This window comes from Heyndrickxia sp. MSNUG (genome assembly GCF_049532715.1).
GTDB lineage: Bacteria > Bacillota > Bacilli > Bacillales > Cytobacillaceae > Mesobacillus.
Genome location: NZ_CP150978.1, coordinates 770,611 through 796,600 on the forward strand (window position 1 = coordinate 770,611; position 25,990 = coordinate 796,600).

Sequence of the window (25,990 nt, forward strand, 5' to 3'; positions counted from 1 at the left end):
TTCACTTCCCAATATTAGAAACAATCGATTCAGCCAGTTCTTCTCTTATCCTTGCAATATGCTCCTCCATCAATTCCTTTGCTCTATCTGCATTTCCTGATGCTATGGCCAAATAAATTTCCTTATGTTCATCCATCGTATCTTCGTGGCGATCGGGATCTGTAAAACGATGTCTCCTGGTGGCCCTGATTGTATCTTTCATATGTTCGCTCAAGGTTTGGATCAAATCGATGAATATGGAATTATGGGTGGCCTCAACAATGGCAAGGTGAAAGTCAACGTCTGCGGTTAGGCCCAACTCGGTATTCTGTGCTGATAGAGCCATTATTTCAAGAGCTGATCGAAGCTTTTCCAAGTCTTGCGATGTGGCTCTTTTTGCAGCCAGGAACGCAGATTCTACTTCGATAGCACGCCTTAGTTCAAGCATTTCATAGACAAGATGGTTTTCTGCCTTGATGATAGCGGCCGTGATTTCCTCTTTTCGTGATTGGAAGTCAGAAGCTTTAATATAGCTGCCGCCGCCTTGCCGGATTTCAATAAGCCCACTTAGCTCCATGGTCCTTAATGCTTCCCTGATCGACGTCCGGCTGACTTTAAATTGCCCTGCCAATTCCCGTTCGGACGGCAATTTTTCACCCGGCTTCAAATCTCCCGCGAAAAAAAATTCCGTAATCTTATCCACGATCACTTGATATGTCTTTTTTTTCTCCTGATTCCCCATAGATTACCCCTAATTAAACGACCTAGAAATCTATCCTAAATGTAACAGACATAAAATCCATTAATCAAGACTGAAAAAACAATTAAATTAATTGTTGAATAGTTCAGATAATTTAGTATAATTACGATAATTGGTTGGACCAATCTTAAAAGAGGTACAACCAAATCTTTCAATTAAATCATGTGACAAACAGATGGATCGCAGAAAGAAGGAGAATTCGATGGAAGTAGCTAGTGTAGATCTGGTCAACGCATTAAGGGAGGTTCTTTCTGAAAGTCAGGTAACCGAAAACCAGACAGTAAGAGAATTGCATGGCAGGGATGAATCCTACCATGCGATTAGCCTTCCCGATATTGTTGTTTTTCCTGAAACGGCACAGCAAGTTAGTGAAATTGTAAAAGTGGCAAACATCCACAAAGTTCCGGTCGTTCCTTTTGGGTTAGGATCAAGCCTCGAGGGGCATGTCATACCGTACGATCAAGGGATTACGATCGATTTTTCATTAATGAATAAAATTCTTGAGGTACGTGAAAATGATTTTCTCGTAAAAGTCCAGCCTGGCGTAACCCGTTCCCAGCTGAACAAAGAACTGAAAAAGTATGGTTTGTTTTTCTCAGTGGACCCTGGAGCAGATGCCACTCTTGGCGGAATGGCGGCCACAAATGCCAGTGGAACGACATCGGTAAAATATGGAGTTATGCGTGACCAGGTACGTGATCTTGAAGTGGTTCTTGCTGATGGGTCGATCATACATACTGGCAATTTGGCCGCTAAATCGTCATCCGGATACCACCTTAACGGTCTATTCGTAGGCTCGGAGGGAACGCTGGGCTGCTTTACCGAATTGACGTTAAAAGTTTACGGAATTCCAGAGCATGTAATGGCAGCAAGAGCATCATTTCCGGCATTGGATGATGCGGTTGAGGCTGTAGTCTCCATTCTGCAGGCAGGTATTCCAATTGCCAGGGTGGAACTCGTCGATAAACCTTCAATGAAACAGGTGAACCATTTTAGTGACACAAACTATAAAGAAGGCCCTACTCTTTTTTTGGAGTTTCATGGGAATGAAGCAGGCCTCAAGCAGGATGTAGAGTTCACAAAAGAAATTGTTGCAGACCATCATTGCCTCGATATTGAATTTGAAACAGACAATGCTGCGAGGAACCGGTTATGGGAGGCCAGGCACAATCTAGCCTATGCCTATATTCACGGCTATCCTGGAAAAAAAATGATGGTGACGGATGTCTGCCTTCCTATTTCAGAGCTGTCTGGTGCCATTCGTCACGCAAGAGAAGCGGTTGATTCCCTTGGCCTTACCGGTGGAATCGTCGGGCATGTAGGAGATGGAAACTATCACGTACTCTTGATGATCAATATGAATGATCAAGAAGAGATTGATCGTGCTGAGCAGCTAAATGAAGAAATTGTCCTATACGCCCTGGAGCGTGGGGGGACATGCACTGGAGAGCATGGAGTCGGAATCGGCAAACAAAAGTATCAGCAAAAAGAGCATGGTGACGCACTGCTCGTTATGGAAAAAATCAAACAAGCTCTTGATCCACTTAATCTCTTTAATCCAAATAAAATTCTAAAGCCAAAAGAAAGAGTGTGATGAAATGAAAGTGATCGAAGCAGTCAGTACCATAGCCGGAAAATATTTTGCTGTATGGGTGATCTTAACATCTGTTATTGCCTTTTTGGTGCCAGAGCCATTTTTAGGATTGGGAGGATATATTACCATCTTGCTTGGCGTTGTCATGTTTGGAATGGGGCTTACGTTGAAGGCAGTTGATTTTAAAATTGTCTTTACCAAACCCATCCCAGTGTTGATTGGCGTGTGCGCCCAATTTATTATCATGCCAACTGTTGCTTTTCTCATTGCGAAACTAATGAATTTGCCAGCTGAATTAGCTGCTGGCCTGGTTTTGCTTGGCTGTGTACCAGGCGGAACAGCTTCTAACGTTATGGTGTACCTTGCAAAAGGAAATGTACCATTATCGATCGCCATGACTTCAGTATCGACACTATTGGCACCGATCATGACACCATTGCTTCTGCTTTTGCTTGCAGGCCAGTGGATGCCGGTTGATCCTGTTGCCATGTTTAAGTCAATTGTTCAAGTCATCATTCTTCCAATTATTTTAGGTTTAGCTATTAAGAAATTTTTCCCTGTGGCAGTTGAAAAAAGCTTAACCGTTTTACCGCTTATTTCTGTGGCAGCTATCATCACAATTGTTAGCGCGGTAGTTTCAGGCAATGCAGCTACCATTGCCGCATCCGGGTTCCTTATTTTTACAGCCGTAATGCTCCACAACGGATTCGGTCTTCTGCTAGGCTACTTTGCTGCAAAAATGGCTGGGCTAGATGAAGTGAACAGAAGAGCGATTTCGATTGAAGTGGGCATGCAAAACTCCGGGTTAGGCGTTGCGCTGGCGACTGCACATTTCGGTCCGCTCGCAGCCCTTCCAAGCGTCCTTGCTGCTGCATGGCACAATATTTCCGGACCAATCCTAGCGACTTACTGGTCAAAAAAGCCTGCGGTTAGCAGTGAAAAAGAGGTGCCAGTTCGCACTGTGAGTGCACGGCTGTAACCCAAGGTTAATCAAAAAATCCTACGCGAGTCGGCGTGGGTTTTTTTTCGGCCAAAATTAACAACCTTTGAAAATGAGCACTTTTATCATTTAGGATTTTTAGTGAAACGAAATTTTTTATCATAGGTAAAAGCCTTGAAAAATATAGCTTTTTACCAATCTGCCGAAAAAAATGAAAATTTTATCGTTGACACAATTTTTTTATTGCCCTAAAATGAGGAACATATTAAAAAACCAAATATAAAGTTTCGTTTTCTTATCCAGAGAGGTGGAGGGACTGGCCCTGTGAAACCTCGGCAGCGGATCTGCGTTTAGCAGACACCGTGCCAATTCCATCAGACTGATTTACAATCAGCCTGGCAGATGAGAAGCAAGCGGGTACATATATACCCTCTTCTTGTCTGTGTTTTTACATGGATAGGAAGAGGGTTTTTTGTTTTCAAAAAGGAGACAGGAGCTGAGGAGAGATTTGATTTTATAACCGAGTAATCCAATGAGTAAAGTGAGGAAAGGAAGTGTAAAGATGATTACATTCGAAAAAGTCAGTAAAAAATTCAAATCAAAGGATCGCGAAATCTCAGCGGTCAATGATGTTTCGCTATCAGTGAACAAAGGAGAAATCTTCGGAGTCATTGGTTTTAGCGGTGCCGGTAAAAGCACACTGCTGCGGCTGGTCAATCTGCTTGAACGGCCAACTGAAGGAAAAGTAATTGTAAACGGGCGGGAAATCAGTTCACTTTCGCAAAAAGAACTGCGGAAACAAAGACAGCAGATCGGAATGATTTTTCAAAACTTCAACCTGTTCAATTCAAGGACCGTGTTTGGCAACGTCGCTTATCCCTTAAAGCTTGCAGGCGCGTCGAAGGACGAAATCAAACAAAAGGTAAATGATCTGCTAAAGTTCGTCGGCCTGGCAGATAAAGCAAACCACTATCCAGAACAGCTTTCAGGCGGACAAAAGCAGCGCGTTGGAATCGCGAGGGCGCTGGCGACTTCCCCAGATATCCTGATTTGCGATGAAGCCACATCAGCACTCGACCCAGAAACAACAGGTGAAATCCTCAATCTGCTGAAGAAGGTCAATGCCGAATACAATGTGACGATTTTGCTGATTACCCATGAAATGCAAGTCATCCGGAAAATTTGTGATCGCGTTGCCGTGATGGAAAATGGCAGTGTCATTGAAGAGGGGACGGTGTTCGACCTGTTCACCACCCCGCAGACAAGTACAACACAGAATTTTATCAGCTCAGTATTGAACGATAACTTGTCCGCTCGTTTACATACAACTCTTTCAGAAAAACAAAGCCGGCTATACAGGTTGATTTTTAAAGGGGAAAGCACGAACAAACCGATCCTTTCAGATATCGCCAAAAAATACGATGTGCATGTCAATATACTTAATGGCAATATCAGCGAGCTTCAGGGAGTGCTGTTTGGAAATCTGATCGTTGAATTACAGGGTGAAAATTCAGAAGTTGATAGAGTGCTAGAAGAGCTGAAGGAGCATGTTGAAGTTAAGGAGGTTACACAGCATGAAGGTTGATTGGATTACATTTTGGCCCCGGATTGTCGAGGCAACCGGGGAAACCGTAACAATGGTTATATTCACACTGATTTTTTCAGCGATTATCGGGATTAATCTCGGGCTGCTGCTGTTCGTGACAAGGAGCGGCAACATCCTTGAAAACAAATGGGTGTTCCGGACGCTGAACGTTTTAATCAATATCGTCAGACCGATTCCATTCATCATTTTCCTGGTGGCGATTGGACCGCTGACCCGATTGGTTGTGGGTACCACGATTGGTACATGGGCAGCGATTTTTCCGATGACGATTGCAGCGTCGTTCGGGATTGCGAGGGTGGTTGAGAACAATCTTGTATCGATTGACCCTGGAATAATCGAAGCGGCAAAAGCGATGGGCGCAAGTCCCCGCCAGATCATCTTTGGCGTATTGATTCCTGAAGCGCTTGGTCCATTGATCCTTGGCATCACATTCATCACAGTCGGGCTGATCGATTTTTCCGCGATGGCCGGAACAGTTGGCGGCGGCGGACTCGGCGATCTGGCGATGACCTACGGCTATCAGCGATTTGATACATCAGTCATGCTTGTTACAGTCGTATTGCTGATCATCTTGGTCCAGGTTGCACAGTTTTTAGGAAACCATTTAGCTAGAATTTTCCTACGCCGCTAAGGTGAAGGGATTTTATAAAAATTATCTATGAAATGAGGAGAAAGAAATGAAAAAAGTATTGTTAACGATTTTTGCGGTATTGTTAGTAGCTGTTCTTGGAGCATGCAGCAAGGAATCATCTGCAGGGGAAACGAAGCATGTGAAAATCGGCGTGACAGGCTCCGACGGCCAAATGTGGGACATCATTAAGGAAAAAGCCGAAAAACAAGGCATCGAGATTGAACTCGTTGAGTTTTCTGATTACACATTACCGAACCAGGCATTGGCAAATGGCGACATTGATTTGAACGCTTTCCAACACATCGCCTTCTTAAACCAGTTCAAAGAAGAGCACAAATTGGACTTAACACCAATCGGGACAACCCAAATCGCGCCAATGGGCATTTACTCTGAAAAAGTAAAATCAGTCGAAGAAATCAAGGACGGTGCAGAAATTGCGATTCCAAATGATCCAACCAACCAGGCACGCGCATTAAAAGTTTTAGAGTTAGCTGGATTAATTGAATTGAAGGAAGACTTTAGCCTGTTTGGTGACCCAAGTGGCATTGAAAAGAACCCTAAGAACCTGAAAATCACGCCAATCAACGCCCAGCAAACACCGCGAGTTCTGAAAGACGTTGCTGCATCCGTCATCAACAACGGAGTAGCCGGCCAGGCAGGATTTGTTCCAACTGAAGATGCCATCTTCCTAGAAGACCCTAAACAGGAAGACGTAAAGCCATACATCAACATCATCGCCGCACGTACAGAAGACAAGGACAACAAGACCTTCAAGAAAATCGTTGAAATTTACCATGAAAAAGAAGTCGTTGAAGCGATCAAGAAGGATACAAACGGCGGATCACTTGTTGTGGATATTCCAATTGAAGAGTTGGAGGATGTTATTAAGTAAGGCTTGATTTGGTGTGGTAATTCAAGATTTCAACAGTAGAGGGAGATGGAGCGAATGTCAGAGCAAAGAGAAAGAATTGTTAAGAGTATTGAGGATTCAAAGAAGCTGTATATTGAAACAAGCCACCGAATCCATGCTAATCCGGAAATCGGTAACCAGGAGTTTTTCGCCTCGAAGCTGCTTACGGCGATTCTGGAGGAAGCAGGGTTTGAAGTGACAAGAGATGTGGCAGGTCACGAGACAGGCTTTGTTGCAAAAAAAGCATCTGGGAAGCCAGGACCAAAGGTAGCGTTTTTGGCTGAGTATGATGCTCTGCCAGGCCTGGGCCATGCATGCGGACATAACATCATCGGGACGACCAGTGTTGCAGCCGGCATTGCATTAGCAGAAGTAATAGAAGAAACTGGCGGCGAAGTAGTCGTATTCGGAACACCAGCAGAAGAAGGGGGTCCGAACGGCAGTGCAAAAGGCAGCTTCGTCAAGCACGGACTGTTAGAAGGAATTGATGCCGCATTAATGATTCACCCAAGTGGAAAAACTGGCCTGACCGGCCCAACGTTGGCAGTGGACCCACTCGACTTCCACTTCTACGGCCAGGCAGCCCATGCTTCCGGTTCACCGGAAAAAGGAATCAACGCACTCGATTCCGTGATTCTACTATATAATGGCATCAACGCACTCCGCCAGCAGTTGCCGGGAGATGTGAGAATCCATGGAATCATCACCCATGGAGGCGATGCACCGAATATCATACCGGATTACGCCTCAGCACGCTTTTTCATCCGCGCAGCCACATGGGCACGCTGTGAAGAAGTGTCCGCGAAAGTGCGGAAGATTGCTGAAGGAGCCGCTTTGGCAACAGGTGCTTCATATAAAATTGAGCGATTCCAAAACGAAGTGCATGACTTTGTATTGAATTCGACATTGGATACCATTTTAGGTGAAGAATTGGAGTTGCTTGGAGAGGTTGTTCATAAAGAGAAAGGAAAAGGGATTGGTTCTACGGATGCGGGCAATGTGAGCCATGTTACTCCGACCGCTCATCCGTATATTAAGATTGGTGCCGATGATCTGATTGCTCATACTCATGAATTTAGGGATGCTGCAGGATCTGCGCGAGGGGACCAGGCTTTAGTGACTGGGGCTAAGGCGTTGGCGTTGGCTGGGTATCGGTTGTTGGTGGATGGGGAATTGCTAACTCAGGTTAAGGGGGATTTTGAGAGAGCGAGAGAAAAGGAAGCCTTAGTCTAATAAGAAAGTAGAAACAGGTCTGAATGTATTCAGTCCTGTTTTTTTTGTCGAATTATAAGAAGTTTTGCCTAATAAAATTATTTATTTTGAATGTGTTGACACCCTTTATAAGAGATGGTATTTTTATCATATGTTCTATATAAAGAACGTGATTATTCTTTATTAAGACTTCGTGCGAATACATATAAATAGGCAATAAAAGCAAGGCAGGAGGAAAAAATGAGCGCAATTGCAGGAATCATTCACTTAACAAAAGAGCCGGTTCCATTTGAGCATGGCAGAAACATAATGAAGGAACTGGAAAAGTTTCCGGCCGATGATATCCAGGTATGGCATAAGCACAACGCCTTCATTGGAAACCATGCACAGTGGATCACCCCAGAATCCGTCGGCGAACAACAGCCATTCTACGATTCCGAAAGACAATGCGTCATCACAGCCGATGCCATCATCGATAACCGAGAAGAGCTATTTGAAAAGCTGCAAGTCGAGCGCTCAAACCAAAAAATCATGCCAGACAGCCAGCTCATTTTGCTAGCTTACTATAAATGGGGAGAAGAATCCCCCAAACACCTAGTAGGTGACTTCGCCTATATGATTTGGGACGAGCGGAATCAGAAGCTTTTTGGTGCGAGAGATTTCTCGGGATCACGGACTTTATATTATTACAAAGATCACGAGAGATTTGCGTTTTGTACTACTATTATGCCGCTGTTTACGCTGCCTGGGGTTAAGAAGGAATTGAATGAGCAGTGGATGGCTGAGTTTTTAGCGATACCTGTAAACTTCGAATCAGTTGATCCTTCTTCTACTACTTATAAACAAGTAGAACAATTAGCACCTTCTTATTCAATATCTGTTCATGAAGGTAGAGTTAAGTTGAAAAGATATTGTTACCTAATGGAAGATAACAATAAATTAAAGCTAAAATCCGACGAGGAATACGAAGAAGCTTTTCGTGATGTTTTCCAAAAGGCAGTCAAAGCAAGAATTAGAACACATCATAATGTAGGGGCTCATTTAAGTGGTGGACTGGATTCTGGGTCAGTTGTAAGCTTTGCATCAAAAGCATTGAAACAAGAAGGTAAAATGTTAAATACTTTTAGTTACGTTCCTGTTGATGGCTTTGAAGATTGGACCCATAAAAGCAGAATAGCCGATGAAAGCCCGTATATAAAAGCAACTGTAAACCATGTTGGAAACATTAATGATCAATATTTAAGTTTTGCAGATAGAAGTCCATTTACTGAAATTGATGACTGGCTTGATACTTTAGAAATGCCATATAAGTTCTTTGAGAATACTTTTTGGCTTAGAGGAATGTATGAACAAGCTCAACAGAAAAATATTGGCGTACTGTTAAATGGTCAAAGAGGTAATTGGACTATTTCATGGGGACCAGTATTAGATTATTATGCTAACCTCATAAAAAAAATAAAGTGGATTAGACTTTATCAAGAATTAAATCAATATAGCAATAACATTGGGGTTAATAAATCAAAAATTATGGCAGCGGCAAGAAAAAAGGCATTTCCCTATATATATGGTTTGATAAAAGCTGAAGAACCCTTTCATTTTCCAATGATAATTAATCCTGAATTTGCAAAACAAACAAACGTTTTCAATAAACTTCAAGATCAGGGCATCGATGTTTCACTTTCTAAACTTCCGACAGCCTATGAAGTAAGGGATAGACAGTTTAGACAGCTTTATTATTGGAGTATAACAGGGGCATACGGAGCAAAATTTTCCTTGCGGTATTCAGTATGGGACAGAGATCCAACCAATGATTTGCGTTTAATTAAGTTTTGTTTATCAGTACCAGAGGATCAATATGTGCGTCAGGGTTTAGATCGTTCGCTTGTCAGAAGGGCAACAAAAGAATATTTACCAGACAAAGTAAGATTGAACATGCGTTCAAGAGGTGTACAAGGAGCAGATGGAGTTCACCGAATGTCTAGTTATTGGAACACGTTTATTGGTGAACTTGAACAAATGAGTAATGATGCTATTATAGGCAATTACCTTAATCCCCAGGTAATTAAAGCGGCGATTATAAAAATTAAAGATAGTACTAATCCCGAGTATGCCTTTGACTTTGACTTTAGGATATTAATGCGGAGTTTAATAGTTTATCGCTTTTTAAAAAAACATCTTGAGAGGAGGTGAAAAAATGAAAAAACAATGGCTAAAACCTGAGTTAGAAGTACTTAATGTTAATATGACGATGGCTGGACCGGGAATTAGAACTCCGGATTCTACACAACCAGACGTTGATGAAGGTGTTCATTACAGCTAATTAGCAATGATGTTTAATGATTATTAGAACAACCGCCCTTATACATTTATTTCAGTATGAGGGCTTTTTTAAAATCTTTCTTTATTGGATTAATTGGAGTGAGTTAAATGATTGTAGCAAAAACAAACATGATTTACCATGCCTTTGGCCTAAAAATTAATAGCACTATTCCATTGCCAGAATTAGTTGCATTACATGAATCAATAGATATGGCAGAAGTGCAGATTGATATTGCTGACTTAACTGAATTGTGGATGAAAAAAGATGTCCAACAAGGGAGATTCCTTGTGGATGATCAGATGGTCATGTTTCAAATCCCTGAAACAGCCACATTTCTAATAGAAACTGGTAAAAAAATAATTGTGTCCCCTATGAAGGATGCTGATCATAATAAGATTCGCCTCTATATTCTTGGAACATGTATGGGTGTCTTACTAATGCAAAGAAAAGTCCTGACACTGCATGGAAGTGCTATTGCAATTGATGGAAAAGCTTATGCATTTATCGGACATTCTGGTGCAGGCAAGTCTACACTGGCTTCAACATTTATTAATAAAGGTTATCAACTGCTAAGTGATGATATTATTCCTCTATTACTGGATGAAGAAGGATGCCCTTATGTAATCCCTACCTACCCTCAGCAAAAATTATGGCAGGAAAGCCTTCAGAAATTCGGGTGGGATTCCTCTGCTTTTAGTCCGTTATTTGAAAGAGAAACAAAGTTCGCTATTCCAGTCCACTCCAGTTACTGGAAGGATCCATTACCTCTTGGGGGAGTATTTGAGATTACAAAAACAGAGGAAGATCATACGGAAATAAAACTAATTCAAAATCTGGATAGGTTTCACACCCTATATAACCAGACTTTTCGCCATACTTTAATCCCGCGTTTAGGATTAAGGGAGTGGCATTTTATTAAATCAGCAAGGGTTATTAATAAAATAAAAATGTACCAAGTACAACGTCCATCAAATGTTTTTACAGCACCTGAGCTATTAGAGAAAATTTTGAAAATAATCAATGAGGAGATGAACTAAATGTTGATAAAGGAAAAAATAATAATGGAAAGTAAAATCGCACAGATGCCGGGAAATATCGTTAGTGACATGGATGGAGAGAAAGTAATGCTTAATATTGATAATGGAAATTATTATAACCTTGGTGAAATGGGTGGGGTTATTTGGGAGATGATAAAAGAACCTAATTCTGTTGATAATTTAATTAATGAGCTTCTTCTAGAATATGAAGTTGAGAAAAAAGATTGTGAGAATCAAGTGATTTCATTTATTAACAAATTATATTCCGAAGGTTTAATTTCCGTTGTAAACAGGTGAGGTAAAATGTTAATTCCTCAGAAACTGGTAACGATATTTAATCTGAGCAGGATGGAAAAATTTCTTTTTTTAGAGGCCATATTGTTCTTAGCATTGGCGCGTTTCCTTAAAGTAATGCCTTTTAAAAGGGTAAAACGTACTTTAGGTAAGCATATGTGCGAATCTTCTTTTCAAGAAGATCCTTCTGTATCAGACACTATCAAATCAATATCTAGTGCAATTCATATTATGAGCAGATATACATTCTGGGAAAGCCAATGTTTAGTAAAAGCGATAGCAGGTATGAAGATGCTCCAAAGGCGCGGAATTGAAAGTACACTGTATCTAGGAACTGCAAAAGATGAGAACGGGAAAATGATTGCCCATGCATGGCTGCGCAGTGGATCCTATTACGTTAGCGGCGCTGAAGAAATGAGACGTTTTACCATAGTAAGCATGTTTGCAAATAAATAAGTTATAGAATAAGAGGAAATTACCATGGAAATGATGGTTGAAAAAAAGCACTTTTCAAAAGAATTAAAGCTACTGCTTTTTTTCCTGGAATCTAAATTTGAAGATAAGGATCTCTCAAAAGAGAAAGAGAGATTTAAAGATATTGATTGGGAACATTTTTTACAGTTAACACTTCATCATCGTGTTTATCCAATTCTTTATAAAAGGATAAAGAAATTAAATGGAGAATTTGTTCCAGCAAAGGTTTTAGGAACACTGCAGAAATATTATCAAAAAAATATTTTCCAAATGCTGATGCTAACGGGAGAATCTGAAAGCATATCCAGAATTTTTAGTGAGCAAAGAATTCGAACATTATTTTTAAAAGGTTCAATTCTCGGCGCGCATTTGTATGGAGATCTTTCTTTAAGGACATCTTCTGATATTGACATACTAATTCCAATTGAAGATTTAGAACGTGCTGAGTCGACGCTCTTAAACCTTGGTTATGTAAAGGATGATTACATACTGACTGTCTTGAATGATTGGAAATGGAGACATCACCATATCACTTTTATGCATCCGCAAAAGAACATAAAGCTGGAAATACATTGGAGACTAAACCCAGGTCCATCATGGAATCAGTCATTTGAAGATTTATGGGAAAGAAAGAAGGAAAGTTCAATCGCGGATTTTCCTTTATATGTGTTAGGCGAGGAAGATTTATTTTTATTTTTGGTTTCACATGGGGCACGCCATGGTTGGTCACGTCTTCGCTGGCTAGTAGATATCGACAGGTTGGTTATTCGAGATTTGGACTGGAGCTGCATTAAAAAACTTTTAAAAAAATATCAGCTTACTCAAGTTGGAGGGCAGGCTCTTCTTCTCTCTTCAGAATTGTTGAATTCTTATAGTCCACCCGAACTAAAGGAAATATCTAATTCGAAGAAATCAAAAAAAATGGCTGAAGGAGCCTTGTTTTACATTAAGCAATTGGTTAACCTCCATGTCGAACCTTTGCCAGAAGAAATCGCAAACTACCATAAAAGCCATTTGTTTTTATTAATGTCGTTTAAGCAAAAAGTATTATTTATTCTTAGTTTCTTATTTCCATATCCGGAAGATGCTCTAGCTTTACCATTGCCAAAGGCACTTCATTTTTTATATTTTCCTTTGAGACCGTTTCTTTGGGCGATAAGAAGAAAAAGGAAGCAGGCAATGTTACAGGAGGATGTTACATGAAACCTTTTTTGTATTATATTAAACAATTATTTAATTACTCAGGTAGCATTCTCTATTGGAATATCGTTGGAATGGCTTTGATTGGTTTTATAGAAGGTCTTAGTATACTGTTACTCGTACCATTACTTAGCTTAAGCGGGATAATGAATTTAGATTCCGGAGGCCATACATTAGAGAATTACCTCGGATTCTGGAATTTGATGCCTGAAGCATTAAGATTCCCATTTATCCTTCTTGCCTATGTATTATTAATCAGTGGACAAAATTTGGTTGACAGGAACTTAAATATAAGAAATGTAAAAATTGCGCATGGATTTATAGGGAAATTAAGAATAGATACCTATGAGGGATTATTAGGTGCTAATTGGGGTTTTTATACAAAGAATAGAAAGTCCGATCTGATCAATATTATGACTATTGAATTGGCAAGAGTTTCGGGAGGAGTTTACCAATTTATTCAGCTATTAACCACTATTATATTTAGTATGATTCAAATTGGCTTCGCCCTTTGGCTTTCTGCAAAAATGACATTATTCGTTCTTTTAAGCGGACTCATGTTATCATTTTTTTCACGAAAATTTATTAAACAATCGAAAGTGCTTGGTAAAAAAACCTCAATGCTGTCTCAGGAGTATTTAGCAGGAATAACTGATCAGTTAAATGGAATTAAGGATATTAAAAGCAATACATTAGAAGAGTCACGAATGAAGTGGCTTCAATCCATTGTTAATGGAATGAATTCTGAACAAGTAGAGTATATAAAAATTAAGGTTTCGTCTCAGCTATTCTATAAGGTTTCCTCTGCAATTTTAATAGCCACTTTTATTTTTTTCACTGTGAAAATGTTCAATACGCAGCCATCACAGTTTCTATTAATTCTAGTGATTTTCTCTCGTCTCTGGCCTAGGATTACTGGAATCCAATCCACTTTAGAGCAACTAGCAACAACAATGCCAGCATTTAAAGCATTAAACGATCTGCGGAGAGAATGTAATACAGCAAGAGAAATATTATCTGATTTTAACAAGTCGAATGTTCTTCCAATGGCTTTAAACAAGAGTATAGAATGCCAAGGTGTTTATTTTAAGTACGATCAATCAAAATCAAATTACGCCGTACGAAATATTAACTTGGAAATCCCTGCATATCAAATGACGGCAATAGTAGGTCGGTCAGGGGCAGGAAAGAGTACATTAATTGATATTATAATGGGTCTTCACTCACCTGAAAAAGGGGAAGTACTCGTTGACAACAAGCAAATTACAGACAAAATGTTAATCTCATTAAGAAAATCTATTAGTTATGTTCCACAGGAGCCCTTTTTGTTTAATACGAGCATAAAAGAAAACTTTAAAATGATTAACCCAGCAGTTACTTCGGAACAGATATGGGAGTCATTAGAATTCTCAGCTGCAGCTGATTTTGTTAGAAAGTTACCTAACGGACTTGATACTGAAATAGGAGATAGAGGGATTAAACTATCTGGTGGTGAAAGGCAGCGACTTGTACTGGCACGGGCAATCATTAAAAATCCTGCTATTCTAATTCTTGATGAAGCAACCAGTGCATTAGATAGTGAAAATGAATCAAAAATACAAAAAGTTTTAGAACAACTAAAAGGAAGGATGACAATAATCGTTATAGCCCATCGTTTGTCGACAATCCGGAATGCGGATCAAGTAATCGTACTGGAAGATGGAGAAGTCATCCAGAGTGGGAAGTTTGGCCAACTTGCGAATGATCCATCAGGAGTTTTTAATGGGCTATTAAAAAAACAGGCTGCGTTGATGTCCTCCTAAAAGGAAAATAAAAACCAAAAACGTATTGACATGTTCTTTATACAGAACTAAAATAGGTATATATTATTAGTGATTGAGAACGGATATTTTTTTTGTATCAAACGTTCTTTATCTAGAACAGATTAAAGTATAAGGTGGTTTTAATGAGCAATGAGTAATGCAAAAAAAGGAATTGCAAAAGAAATTAATCTTAAGGAAATCTTTTCTGTCATAAAAAAGCGCCTTTGGATCATTGCCATTATTACTGTCTTGGCTTCGATTGCTGGATATGTTTATGGGGAGAAAAACACGACTCTCTTATATCAATCTTCTGCTCGCATAATTATTGGTGAAAATGCGGATATGAATACCCTACAGGTAATTTTGAAGGATCCTGTTGTGTTAGAAAAAGTTGTTGAAAAGCTGGACCTCAATCGAAGTCCTGAATCATTGGCTAACCAGATTAGTGTGGGAATACTGGATAGTTCAAAGGTAGTAAACATAAATGTTATTGACACAAATGCCGTCAGAGCTGCTGATATTGCAAATACGACAGCTGAAGAGTTCAAAAATGAAATAAGTACACTGCTAAATTATAGTGATTTGAGAATCTATTCCCCGGCGAAGGTTAATCCCTATCCTATTAATGACAACGGAAATAAAACAGGTATTGTGGGATTAGTGTTCGGTTTATTTGCAGGAATTGGATTGGTTTTCTTCCTGGATTCTTTAGATGACACTGTTCGTTCCCAAAAGGATGTAGAGGATTTTTTAGATCTTCCAGTATTAGGAAGAATCGCGAAGATGAACAAAAAGAATATTAAAAAGCAAAGTATTCATCAGATCGAATTCCCTGGAGGTGGTACCGGTGTTTCAAAGTAAACGTAGAGCTGCAAGGAATCCGCAAAAAAGGAATTTAATAGTATATTCCAATCCTGATTCCATCATTTCTGAACAATTTAGGACCCTGCGTACCAATGTTCACTTTTTAACCGGAGGAAAGAAAAGTATTTTACTTTTGACATCCCCCAGCTCTGGTGAAGGGAAATCTACAGCGGCTGCAAATCTTGCTGTATCAATGGCACAGCAAAAAGAAAAGGTGCTTTTAATTGATGCAAATTTAAGGGATCCAGATGTTCATTTTATTTTTAAGATATCTAACAATATAGGGTTGGCCGATGTTCTAGCAGGACGTGTAGGATTGGAAGACACGGTATATCATACCGAAATAGGAAATTTATCCATTTTAACAAGTGGTCAGCTTGATTCTAATCCCGCTGAACTACTTGGTTCAGAGTCAATGCAGATATTATTTCAAAAAGCCTTACTAGAATACGATGTAATAATCATTGATTCACCACCTGTGCTGGAAGTAACAGATACGAAGTTACTGGCGAATAAGAGTGATGGTGTGATTTTAGTGATAAGTGAAGGAAGAACTGGATTAGAAAAAGCTACAGAAGCAAAAAAAGCACTTGAGTTCGCTAGATCAAAGATTTTTGGGGTTATTTTGAATGAAATGTAGAAGCAGGTATTTTTTTTAATCTTAATGTTCGTTATATAGAATTATTTGTGCGTTGTAAAGTGGTGATGTCTCCTAGCCGTTATCCAAGGAGGCACTCGGTCATGCTGTGGGTTGAAAAACCTTAGACGCGGTTGTCGTCGATAGTGTGATGTGAGGGGGGGTTAAATGCCCCGTTTTTTAATAAAGTTATTACTTATCTGTTTTTTTTAAAAGAACAAATAAGTAAAAACTTTATTTACAAGGAGATGTTAAAGATGAGGGACTTAGACAAATTCCCAAAATCAATAAAAAAGGCAGTCAGATATATCAAGCAGGATGCAAGCAAGGAGCAGCTGGAAGAAATAAGGAAGCTTGTTGATTCTGCCATTAAATTACGAAGTGTGAGGCTTGACTAAAGAGAGAAAGGAGGAAAAGTATGACCTACAGGCAAAGGCTTTCATTATTCATTATTATTGATTCAGCTATCGTTTTAACTGCAATTTTATTAAGTCATTTACTTGTTCGAGGCAATATGGATCTTTCTTCATTGTTATTAATGGTGAATTCAGTCGCCATTTTATTAAGCCATCATTTATATTCTTTTAAATTCAAACTTTACAAAAAGGCATGGGAGTATGCGAGTGTTGGAGAACTGATCATTATTTTAAAGACAGCTGCAGCAACAATTCTCACTGCGGCTTTTTTTCAGGGAATCCTGCTGAATGAATTGTTCTTTAGAAGGCTTTCTGTAACATGGCTGCTATTAGTTTTGTTAATAGGTGGCTCCCGATTTTGCTGGAGAATATATAGGGATTTGTATTTAACAAGATATGCCCAAAACAAAAGAACTCTAATCATCGGTGCGGGTTCTGCTGGAACAATGGTTGCAAGGCAATTAATGAAGAGCAATGAATCGGATCTTCAACCCGTCGGTTTTATCGATGATGATGTAAAAAAGCATCACCTTGATATTTTTGGCTTACCTGTAATAGGTGGTGTCAGCAAGATTGAAAGTATCGTAGATGATTTGCAAATTGAAAACATTGTAATTGCTATTCCTTCTTTAGGAATGAAGGAATTGAATATTATCTTTCAGGAATGTGCAAAAACCAGTGCGAAAACACAGATTCTCCCAATGCTAGAGGATTTAATGACAGGAAAGGTATCAGTGAACCAGTTCCGCGATGTACAGGTAGAAGATTTATTGGGAAGAGATCCAGTAGTCTTAAATAATGACATTATTTCAGAAGATATCACAAATAAAGTGGTGCTAGTTACTGGTGCTGGGGGTTCGATCGGTTCTGAAATCTGCCGGCAAATAGTCCAATTTAATCCTAAAAAATTAGTTTTATTAGGGCACGGCGAAAACAGTATCTATTCAATCGAGATGGAACTAAAGGAAAGATTCCGAAACTCTAATATAGAATTTATTCCTGTTATAGCTGAAATACAGGATGCAAAGAGAATGATGTCCGTGATGGAAACATTCCAGCCACATGTTGTCTACCATGCTGCAGCCCATAAGCATGTCCCATTAATGGAACGAAACCCAGAAGAAGCAGTGAAAAATAATATGATCGGGACGTTGAATGTTGCAAATGCGGCAAGCTGGCATAGGGTGAAAACATTTGTGATGATTTCTTCAGACAAAGCGGTCAATCCTACAAGCGTAATGGGCGCTACAAAGAGACTGGCAGAGATGATCGTACAGCACATGGATGGAACCAGCAATACAAAGTTTGTGGCTGTAAGATTTGGGAATGTACTAGGCAGCCGTGGAAGCGTTATTCCGCTGTTTAAGAAACAAATCGAAAAAGGTGGTCCAGTAACTGTGACTCATCCTGAAATGGTGCGTTATTTCATGACAATTCCTGAGGCATCAAGACTGGTGATCCAAGCAGGTGCTCTAGCACAGGGAGGAGAAATCTTCGTCCTCGATATGGGTGAACCCGTAAAGATAGTAGACCTGGCGAAAAACTTGATAAAGCTATCCGGTTATTCTATAGAAGAAATCGGAATCGAATTTACAGGAACCAGACCGGGAGAAAAGCTGTATGAAGAGCTTTTAAAGGATGATGAGGTAGGAGAGAATCAAATTCATCCGAAAATATATGTTGGTAAAACTTCAGAACTATATATATCCGAGATCGAGGAGATCATTGGCACATTCTCTAGTATGGCAAAAGAAGAGCTGCGAGATAGATTGCTTGCTTTGGCCAATAATAGAGTTGCCAGTTCTCCTTTAATATCAATTTCTGTTTAGGGGTGGAAGTAATATGAAAGTAAAAAAAGCGATTATCCCAGCAGCGGGCCTGGGAACGAGATTCCTGCCAGCGACCAAGGCTATGCCAAAAGAAATGCTGCCGATTGTTGATAAACCCACTATCCAATATATAGTTGAAGAAGCAATTGAGTCAGGAATTGAGGATATTATCATTGTTACCGGAAAAGGAAAAAGAGCGATTGAGGATCACTTTGATCATTCCTTTGAGCTAGAGCAAAATCTGTTTGAAAAAGGAAAATTTGAATTATTAAATGAAGTGCAAAAGTCTTCAAAGCTTGTTGATATCCATTATATCCGCCAAAAGGAACCAAAGGGATTAGGTCATGCGATCTGGTGTGCGCGTAAGTTTATTGGTAATGAGCCATTTGCAGTTCTTTTAGGAGATGACATCGTTCAAGCGGAAAAGCCATGTTTGAAGCAAATGATTGAGCAATATGAAAGGTATAATGCTTCAATTTTAGGTGTGCAAAAGGTAAACCCTGAGGAAGTTTCCAGATATGGCATTGTTGATGGGAATTGTATAGGTGACAGATTCTATAGTGTTAACAGTTTAGTAGAAAAACCAGCCATAGAAGAAGCTCCCTCGAACCTGGCTATAATGGGACGATATATTCTTAATCCACGGATATTTGATATACTCGATCGGCAAAAGCCTGGTGCTGGAGGAGAGATTCAGCTGACCGATGCCATTGCGGGATTGAATGAATATGAAGCGGTTTATGCCTATGATTTTGAAGGCATCAGGTATGATGTTGGTGAAAAAATGGGCTTTATTAAAACGACAATTGATTTCGCATTGCAGCGAGATGATTTGAAATCGGAGCTGCTGGATTATTTTTCTTCTATATTACATTTTGAAAAAGCAAGGCAGAGTTAAGAAGATGGCTGGATCAAAGCGGGTTTTACTTTGTGCGACAGTTGATTATCATTTCAGTGCTTTCCACTTACCGTATATGAAATGGTTCAAAGAACAAGGATGGGAGGTTCATGTTGCCGCAAAAGGGAATATGAATCTCCCTTTTGTTGATAAAAAATATGATTTACCGATTCAAAGATCACCTTTTAGTATGAAAAATGTTCAGGCATACAGGGAAATAAAATCAATTATTGATAAAAATGACTATCAAATCATCCATTGTCACACGCCTGTTGGAGGAGTTCTTGCCAGGCTGGCTTCAAGGGCAGCACGTAAAAAAGGAACAAAAGTGATCTACACTGCCCATGGGTTTCATTTCTGCAAAGGTTCACCGGCAATGAATTGGCTAATTTATTATCCTATTGAAAAATGGCTGGCAAGATATACTGACTGCCTGATTACGATTAATGAAGAAGACTATAACAGAGCTGTACAGCATCGTTTCAAGTCGGAACGAATTGAGCATGTCCATGGAGTCGGAGTGAGTACTGAAAGATTCAAGCCTGCAGAAAAGGAATATAAAAAGGAATTAAGAATCGCCTACGGATACAACGTTGGCGATTTTTTGATGTTTTATGCAGCTGAATTCAACAAAAACAAAAATCAGCAGCTTCTTATCAGGTCACTGGCTGTTATTAAAGAAGAGGTTCCAAACGCGAAGCTATTATTAGCAGGTAACGGACCATTGCTGCAGGAATGCCGGAAGTTGACACAAACTCTTGGTGTTGAGCATATGGTTCAATTCCTTGGGTTTCGAAATGATATCGAACAGTTACTGCAAATCTCTGATGTTGCAGTGGCATCCAGTAACCGGGAGGGACTGCCGGTTAATATAATGGAAGCTATGTCTTGCGGGCTTCCGATAATAGCAACGGAAAATAGGGGACACAGAGAATTAATTGCAGATGATCAGAATGGCTGGATCATCTCAGATATGAATTGTATGATGTTTGCTAAAAAGTTGAAGGTACTGGCAAAGGATTCAGGATTAAGAGCGGTTATGGGATCCAATGGACGCAGGATGATTATGAACAAATACAGTACAAGTAAAATTCTCGAAGAAAAGAGTGAGATTTACAAAACATATATGACTGAAGTGGAGGATGCACAGTGGGCGGTCCTATAAGAATTTTACATGTAGTGGTAAACATGAATCGCGGTGGTGCTGAGACACTGCTGATGAGTCTTTATCGCAATATCGATCGGTCCAAAATTCAATTTGACTTTTTGACTTGTAAAGAGGGGGTTTTTGACCAGGAAATCACCGAACTCGGCGGGAAAGTTCATCGGATTTCTTATGTTTCAGATGTGGGGCACTTTAAGTATGCACAATCTCTTGAAGAGTTTTTTAAATCTCCTCCAACCTATAAAATTGTCCACTCTCATTTAGATAAAATGAGTGGATTGGTATTAAAAATTGCTAAAAAAACAGGCATTCCAGTAAGGATATCTCATAGCCACAATACAAGCAGTGAAGGCGGAGCAGCTGCAAAACTCTATAAATGGTATATGGGGCAGTTCATTAACTCGTATGCTACTAATTATTTTGCTTGTTCCAGTTTGGCGGCGAACTGGCTTTTTTCAAAGAAAGCAGAGTCCGCTTTCATCTTGAAAAACGGGATTGATATTAATCAATTTATTCATTCTCCAAAGATAAGAAGAATGGTAAGAGATGAATTTAACCTGTCTCAAAATGCCGTTGTCTTTGGACATGTGGGAAGGTTTGCACATCAAAAAAATCATGAATTCCTGATTGAAATCTTTGCACAGTTCTGTAAAGACGAAGAAAATTCAGTTTTAATGCTTGTTGGCGATGGTCCATTAAGGAAAGAGGTTGAGAAGAAGATTCTAGACTTAAATATAGTTGAAAAGGTTAAGTTACTAGGAGTTAGAAATGATATTCCGCGCTTACTGCAAGCATTTGATTTTTTCCTTTTTCCTTCTCTTCATGAAGGGCTTCCGGTTTCGTTAATTGAAGCCCAGGGAGCAGGGTTACCTTGTTTAATATCTGATCACATATCTCGTGAAGTTGACATGGGGATGGGTTTGGTAGAATTTCTACCATTAAATAAACAACGAGTTTGGGTAGATCATATAAAGAATAGGCTATCTAGCAAAAATCAAAGAGATGTAGATTTAAACCCTCTCAAACAACAGGGATACTATATAAAAGAAGCAGCGAATCAGCTTGAAGATTTTTACTTATCGGTATAGGGGTGTAAGCAATGAAAGTACTAACGGTATTTACTCCTACTTATAACAGGGCTTACTGTTTGCATCAATGTTATGAGAGTCTGGTACGACAGACATGTAAAGATTTTATTTGGCTGATTGTTGATGATGGGTCCACAGACAATACAAAGGATTTAGTGTGGAAATGGCAGAACGAAAACTTAATAGAAATAAAGTATATCTGGCAGGAGAACCAGGGAATGCATGGTGCTCATAATACTGCGTATGAAGCCATTGAGACTGAGTTGAATGTTTGTATAGATTCTGATGATTATATGCCAGAAGATGCTGTGAAAAAGATTGTTACAATGTGGGAGGAAAATGGGAGTAAAGATGTAAGTGGAGTTATAGGTTTGGATTCTTATGCGGATGGGATGATAATTGGATCGCATTTTCCAAAAAACTTGAAAACATCGACACTCTATGATTTATATCATAAGCATGGAGTAACTGGAGATAAAAAATTAGTTTATCGAACGGAGCTAACCAGAAAGTTTCCTTATCCAACCTTTGAAAATGAAAAGTATGTGGGTCTTGCTTACAAATACCACATGCTTGACCAACAATTTGAAATGCTTCTAATGAATGAAGTATTATGTTGTGTTGAATATTTACCAGATGGCTCTTCGCTAAACATGTTAAAACAATACCGAAAAAACCCAAAGGGATTTGCCTTTTATCGAAAAGAACTCATGAAACTTCCATTCGCAAGCAAAATGTTTAAATATAGACAGGCGATTCATTATGTTTCTAGCAGCCTATTGAGTAAAAATATTCATTTTATTAAGGAAGCACCTAATAAGACATTAACAACAATGGCAATACCTTTTGGTGTTCTATTAGCCCTTTTTATTACCACTAAAACTAGAATGATTTAAGTGAAAGGAATAGAACATGGAACTTCTTTGGTTAAATCTAGTTATCGTGTTTTTCTTTTCTTTCTTTGCGAGGTATTTTGCTAAACCTGCAATCCATGCAGTCTCAATTCCTACTATTTCCTTAAATAAAATTTACGTACTTGGTTCACTTCTATCTTTAGCGTTAATATCAGGATTGCGATCTAATATTGGTGATACCTACTTTTATATGCATGCTTTTGAAGTGAATAACTTAACGTGGGAAAATGTTAAGTCTCAAGAGAATATTGGATTTTGGATTTTTCAGATGTTTTTAAAGAGATTATCAGACGACCCACAAATCTTGATTTTCACTACTGCTATTATCACGAATATTCTTATCGTGTTTGTTTTCATGAAATATTCTAGGCACTATGAGTTAAGCACTTATGTTTATATCACTGGCGGACTATATTTAGTCACAATGAACGGAATTCGGCAGAGTCTTACCGCAGCTATAGTTTTTATGGCTACCAAATTTATCATAAATGGTAATTTCTTAGCCTATGCTATCATAATTTTATTTGCCTCTACCTTTCATGAAAGCGCATTGATTCTTCTTCCTATATATTTCTTAGTGAGATATAAAGCCTGGTCTAAATCAACTTTAATGCTTCTGGTCATAGCTGTGGTTATTGTTGTGGGATTCGATAAATTCTCTTCAATTTTATTTTCTAGCTTAGAAAATACGCAATATGGCCATTACAAAGATTTTCAGGAAGGCGGAGCGAATGTAATTAGAGTAGCAGTTTTTGGAGCACCTTTATTTATTGCGTTTTTAGGTCGAGATAAGCTTAGAGAAATCTTTCCTGAGAGTGATTATATTGTGAATATGTCCCTTCTAGGGTTAGTATTTATGATTGTTTCAACACAGAATTGGATCTTTGCCAGATTTTCAATCTACTTTTCTTTATACCAATTAATCTTAATTGCATGGATAGTTAAATTGTTTAACCAAAAAGAACAGCGATTTGTATATCTAGGAATTCTCGTTTTTTATTTTCTTTTTTATTATTATGAAAGTGTTATTAGTTTAAATATTTACTATAAAAGCGAATATATTAATTTTAAATTATAGCTAATTGATGATGCTATTTTGACCGGGGGAGTGATATATGAAGAAAAAGGTGTTGATTGCTTCATTTGATCTGGCAATTGGCGGAGTGGAACGCAGTCTGATTGGATTGTTGAATAGTATTGATTATCAAAACTATGAAGTTGACCTTATGCTATTTAAGCATGAAGGTGAATTCTTTTCTCTTTTGCCAGAAGGTCCCAGGTTACTTCCAGAAGATCCAATCTACAGTACGTTCAGGAAATCTATTTCACAGATTGTTAAGGATGGCCAATATCCTATTGCGGCTACAAGGTTATTAGCTAAATTCAAAAGCAATTTTGAAGGAAAGTTGAAACGAGTGGAGGAACCGGGATATTTAACGATTCAGTATGGCTGGGAGTTCTCGCGACCATTTTTACCTCAATTAACGAAGGAATATGACCTCGCTATCGGATTTTTATGGCCGCATTATTTTATAGGAGAGAAAGTAAAAGCAAAAAGAAAAGTAGGCTGGATTCATACGGATTATTCAAATATTTTCATCGATAAGAGAACGGAGTATAAAATGTGGAAACAGTTGGATCAAATCGTCGCTGTTTCAGAGGAATGTTCAAACACATTTTTAGAAGTTTTCCCTGATTTAAAAAAGAAAACGATGGTCATCGAAAATATACTCTCACCTGAATTTGTAAAACAACAAGCTGAACTTGGAAGTGCTCTTGAAATGAAGAAATATCCTGGAAAAACAGTTATTGTGTCTGTTGGTCGGCTGTCTCATGCTAAAGGCTTTGATCAAGCCATTAGAGCATGTAGACAGTTAGTAGATAAAGGGTATGATATTGCCTGGTATATTGTAGGATACGGTTCACTGAAAACTGAACTATTACATCTTATAAAGGAGTTAAAACTTGAAGATTATTTCTTCCTTCTCGGTAAAAAAACGAATCCGTACCCCTACATAAAAGCATCTGATATTTATGTGCAGCCTTCAAGATATGAAGGGAAAGCAGTAACCATTCGAGAAGCGCAAATACTGGGGAAACCAGTGGTCATCACCAACTTTCCAACCGCAAAGAGTCAGGCGAATGATGGTAAGGATGCATTGATTACACCTCTTGGAGTAGATGGAATTGTAGCTGGTATCCAAAGATTATTAGAGAATCCACTATTAAAAGATACCTTGTCTAAAAACACAACAAAAATCGATTATGGAAATGAGCAGGAAATCCAGAAGCTGTACAGCTTAATCAACTGAAAAACGGAGGTGTAAAACATGCCAATCTTAGTAACTGGCGGTGCAGGCTACATCGGCAGCCATACCTGTGTTGAATTATTAAATGCGGGCTATGAAATTATAGTTCTAGATAATCTGTTAAATAGTAAGAGAGAGTCACTGAACAGGATAAGCGAAATCACAGGAAAGAGCTTTCCATTCTATAAGATAAACTTATTGAATGAGGGTGAAATTGAGCAAGTTTTTATTGAGAATGATATTGAAGCTGTCATTCACTTCGCTGGTCTTAAAGCCGTTGGAGAGTCTGTTCGATTACCACTCAGGTATTACCACAATAACATCACAGGTACAATCAATCTTCTAAATATAATGAAGAAATACGATGTTAATAGATTGGTTTTCAGTTCATCAGCTACAGTATATGGAATGCCGGAGAAGGTTCCGATTTCGGAAGAGTTCCCTTTGAAGGCGCTGAATCCTTATGGCCGGACAAAATTAATGATTGAGGAAATTTTAAAGGATCTATTTGAATCTGACCCAAACTGGAGCATTGCATTGTTGCGCTATTTCAACCCTATTGGAGCACATGAAAGTGGCACTATTGGTGAGGATCCAAATGGGATTCCAAATAATCTAATGCCTTTTATCACTCAAGTGGCGATCGGTAAAATGCCAGAGCTCAGTGTTTTTGGCAACGATTATCAAACTGCTGATGGAACTGGTGTAAGAGATTACATCCATGTTACGGACCTTGCGAAAGGACATTTGAAGGCTCTGGAAAAAGTGGCTTCCAGTCAGGAAATTGAAGCTTATAATCTTGGTACTGGAAAGGGATATAGTGTTCTTGAAATGGTAGAAGCATTTGAAGTAGCTACAGGAGTCCCCGTCCCATATAAAGTTGTCTCCCCAAGACCTGGAGATGCTGCGATCTGCTTTGCCGATGCATCTAAAGCCAAAAGAGAACTCCAATGGACTGCAGAAAAAAGTCTGCGAGATATGTGTGAGGATTCTTGGAGATGGCAATATAACAATCCAAATGGATTTGACAAAAACTTAATAGCAACAGGAACAGGCAATCCGCACTTATCAAAAAGTGGGGATTTTTTTAATACGAAAATTGAATGAGAAG

At 39.0% G+C, this 25,990-nt stretch carries 25 protein-coding genes and 1 riboswitch; of the genes, 24 read left to right on the forward strand and 1 reads right to left on the reverse strand.

Going from position 1 to position 25,990, the window contains the following annotated elements; translation table 11 throughout:
• Position 1: 1 nt before the first annotated feature.
• The gene (locus tag AABM38_RS03815; protein ID WP_423409212.1) at positions 2-721 is read right to left on the reverse strand and encodes a FadR/GntR family transcriptional regulator; all 720 of its coding nucleotides are present in this window, start codon (positions 719-721) and stop codon (positions 2-4) included.
• Between the two features lie 220 nt (positions 722-941).
• On the opposite strand from AABM38_RS03815, the gene AABM38_RS03820 reads away from it, so the two are divergent.
• The 24 genes from AABM38_RS03820 (at position 942) to galE (ending at position 25,986) form a co-directional block, all read left to right on the forward strand.
• The gene (locus tag AABM38_RS03820; protein WP_423409213.1) at positions 942-2,333 is read left to right on the forward strand and encodes an FAD-binding oxidoreductase; all 1,392 of its coding nucleotides are present in this window, start codon (positions 942-944) and stop codon (positions 2,331-2,333) included.
• A 4-nt stretch (positions 2,334-2,337) separates the two neighbouring features.
• Positions 2,338-3,312 carry a bile acid:sodium symporter family protein gene (locus AABM38_RS03825; protein ID WP_423409214.1) on the forward strand — a complete coding sequence of 325 codons (975 nt, stop codon included), beginning with the start codon at positions 2,338-2,340 and terminating at the stop codon, positions 3,310-3,312.
• Positions 3,313-3,565: 253 nt separating this feature from the next.
• Positions 3,566-3,682: riboswitch (SAM riboswitch) on the forward strand.
• Between the two features lie 153 nt (positions 3,683-3,835).
• Complete coding sequence (locus AABM38_RS03830; protein ID WP_423409215.1) at positions 3,836-4,858, forward strand: methionine ABC transporter ATP-binding protein; 1,023 nt, start codon at positions 3,836-3,838, stop codon at positions 4,856-4,858.
• Positions 4,848-5,510 carry a methionine ABC transporter permease gene (locus AABM38_RS03835; RefSeq protein WP_423409216.1) on the forward strand — a complete coding sequence of 221 codons (663 nt, stop codon included), beginning with the start codon at positions 4,848-4,850 and terminating at the stop codon, positions 5,508-5,510. Before AABM38_RS03830 ends, AABM38_RS03835 begins: the two co-directional genes overlap by 11 nt.
• Positions 5,511-5,556: 46 nt before the next feature.
• Positions 5,557-6,402: a MetQ/NlpA family ABC transporter substrate-binding protein gene (locus AABM38_RS03840; RefSeq protein WP_423409217.1), complete on the forward strand. Its 846-nt coding sequence runs from the start codon at positions 5,557-5,559 to the stop codon at positions 6,400-6,402.
• A gap of 45 nt (positions 6,403-6,447) precedes the next feature.
• Positions 6,448-7,653: a M20 family metallopeptidase gene (locus AABM38_RS03845; protein WP_423409218.1), complete on the forward strand. Its 1,206-nt coding sequence runs from the start codon at positions 6,448-6,450 to the stop codon at positions 7,651-7,653.
• A gap of 219 nt (positions 7,654-7,872) precedes the next feature.
• Positions 7,873-9,822, forward strand: a complete 1,950-nt coding sequence (locus tag AABM38_RS03850) for an asparagine synthase-related protein (RefSeq protein ID WP_423409219.1) — start codon at positions 7,873-7,875, stop codon at positions 9,820-9,822.
• Positions 9,823-9,826: 4 nt separating this feature from the next.
• Positions 9,827-9,952: a paeninodin family lasso peptide gene (locus AABM38_RS03855; protein WP_423409220.1), complete on the forward strand. Its 126-nt coding sequence runs from the start codon at positions 9,827-9,829 to the stop codon at positions 9,950-9,952.
• A gap of 107 nt (positions 9,953-10,059) precedes the next feature.
• Positions 10,060-10,989: an aldolase gene (locus AABM38_RS03860; protein WP_423409221.1), complete on the forward strand. Its 930-nt coding sequence runs from the start codon at positions 10,060-10,062 to the stop codon at positions 10,987-10,989.
• Complete coding sequence (locus tag AABM38_RS03865; protein ID WP_423409222.1) at positions 10,990-11,286, forward strand: lasso peptide biosynthesis PqqD family chaperone; 297 nt, start codon at positions 10,990-10,992, stop codon at positions 11,284-11,286.
• Between the two features lie 6 nt (positions 11,287-11,292).
• Positions 11,293-11,739 carry a lasso peptide biosynthesis B2 protein gene (locus AABM38_RS03870; protein WP_423409223.1) on the forward strand — a complete coding sequence of 149 codons (447 nt, stop codon included), beginning with the start codon at positions 11,293-11,295 and terminating at the stop codon, positions 11,737-11,739.
• Between the two features lie 18 nt (positions 11,740-11,757).
• Positions 11,758-12,960: a nucleotidyltransferase domain-containing protein gene (locus AABM38_RS03875; RefSeq protein WP_423410644.1), complete on the forward strand. Its 1,203-nt coding sequence runs from the start codon at positions 11,758-11,760 to the stop codon at positions 12,958-12,960.
• Positions 12,957-14,759 carry an ABC transporter ATP-binding protein gene (locus tag AABM38_RS03880; protein WP_423409224.1) on the forward strand — a complete coding sequence of 601 codons (1,803 nt, stop codon included), beginning with the start codon at positions 12,957-12,959 and terminating at the stop codon, positions 14,757-14,759. The genes AABM38_RS03875 and AABM38_RS03880 overlap by 4 nt, the downstream gene beginning before the upstream one ends.
• A 150-nt stretch (positions 14,760-14,909) precedes the next feature.
• The gene (locus AABM38_RS03885) at positions 14,910-15,620 is read left to right on the forward strand and encodes a YveK family protein (RefSeq protein ID WP_423409225.1); all 711 of its coding nucleotides are present in this window, start codon (positions 14,910-14,912) and stop codon (positions 15,618-15,620) included.
• Entirely contained in the window at positions 15,607-16,263 is a 657-nt protein-coding gene (locus tag AABM38_RS03890) for a CpsD/CapB family tyrosine-protein kinase (RefSeq protein WP_423409226.1), read from the forward strand. The genes AABM38_RS03885 and AABM38_RS03890 overlap by 14 nt, the downstream gene beginning before the upstream one ends.
• A 254-nt stretch (positions 16,264-16,517) precedes the next feature.
• Positions 16,518-16,658 (forward strand): hypothetical protein, encoded by a 141-nt coding sequence (locus AABM38_RS03895; protein ID WP_423409227.1) that lies wholly within the window; start codon positions 16,518-16,520, stop codon positions 16,656-16,658.
• A 20-nt stretch (positions 16,659-16,678) separates the two neighbouring features.
• Complete coding sequence (locus AABM38_RS03900) at positions 16,679-18,505, forward strand: polysaccharide biosynthesis protein (protein ID WP_423409228.1); 1,827 nt, start codon at positions 16,679-16,681, stop codon at positions 18,503-18,505.
• Between the two features lie 13 nt (positions 18,506-18,518).
• A complete protein-coding gene (gene galU, locus AABM38_RS03905) occupies positions 18,519-19,403 on the forward strand; it encodes a UTP--glucose-1-phosphate uridylyltransferase GalU (protein WP_423409229.1) in 885 nt (294 codons plus the stop codon).
• A 4-nt stretch (positions 19,404-19,407) separates the two neighbouring features.
• On the forward strand, positions 19,408-20,568 hold the full coding sequence (locus AABM38_RS03910; protein WP_423409230.1) for a glycosyltransferase family 4 protein: 1,161 nt from the start codon (positions 19,408-19,410) through the stop codon (positions 20,566-20,568).
• Positions 20,553-21,656, forward strand: coding sequence for a glycosyltransferase family 1 protein (locus tag AABM38_RS03915; protein WP_423409231.1), 1,104 nt, complete (start codon positions 20,553-20,555; stop codon positions 21,654-21,656). Before AABM38_RS03910 ends, AABM38_RS03915 begins: the two co-directional genes overlap by 16 nt.
• A gap of 11 nt (positions 21,657-21,667) precedes the next feature.
• Positions 21,668-22,552: a glycosyltransferase family 2 protein gene (locus AABM38_RS03920; RefSeq protein WP_423409232.1), complete on the forward strand. Its 885-nt coding sequence runs from the start codon at positions 21,668-21,670 to the stop codon at positions 22,550-22,552.
• A 16-nt stretch (positions 22,553-22,568) separates the two neighbouring features.
• Positions 22,569-23,648, forward strand: coding sequence for an EpsG family protein (locus AABM38_RS03925; protein WP_423409233.1), 1,080 nt, complete (start codon positions 22,569-22,571; stop codon positions 23,646-23,648).
• Between the two features lie 37 nt (positions 23,649-23,685).
• On the forward strand, positions 23,686-24,882 hold the full coding sequence (locus AABM38_RS03930) for a glycosyltransferase (RefSeq protein ID WP_423409234.1): 1,197 nt from the start codon (positions 23,686-23,688) through the stop codon (positions 24,880-24,882).
• 18 nt (positions 24,883-24,900) lie between these two features.
• Positions 24,901-25,986: a UDP-glucose 4-epimerase GalE gene (gene galE, locus AABM38_RS03935; RefSeq protein ID WP_423409235.1), complete on the forward strand. Its 1,086-nt coding sequence runs from the start codon at positions 24,901-24,903 to the stop codon at positions 25,984-25,986.
• Positions 25,987-25,990: the final 4 nt, after the last annotated feature.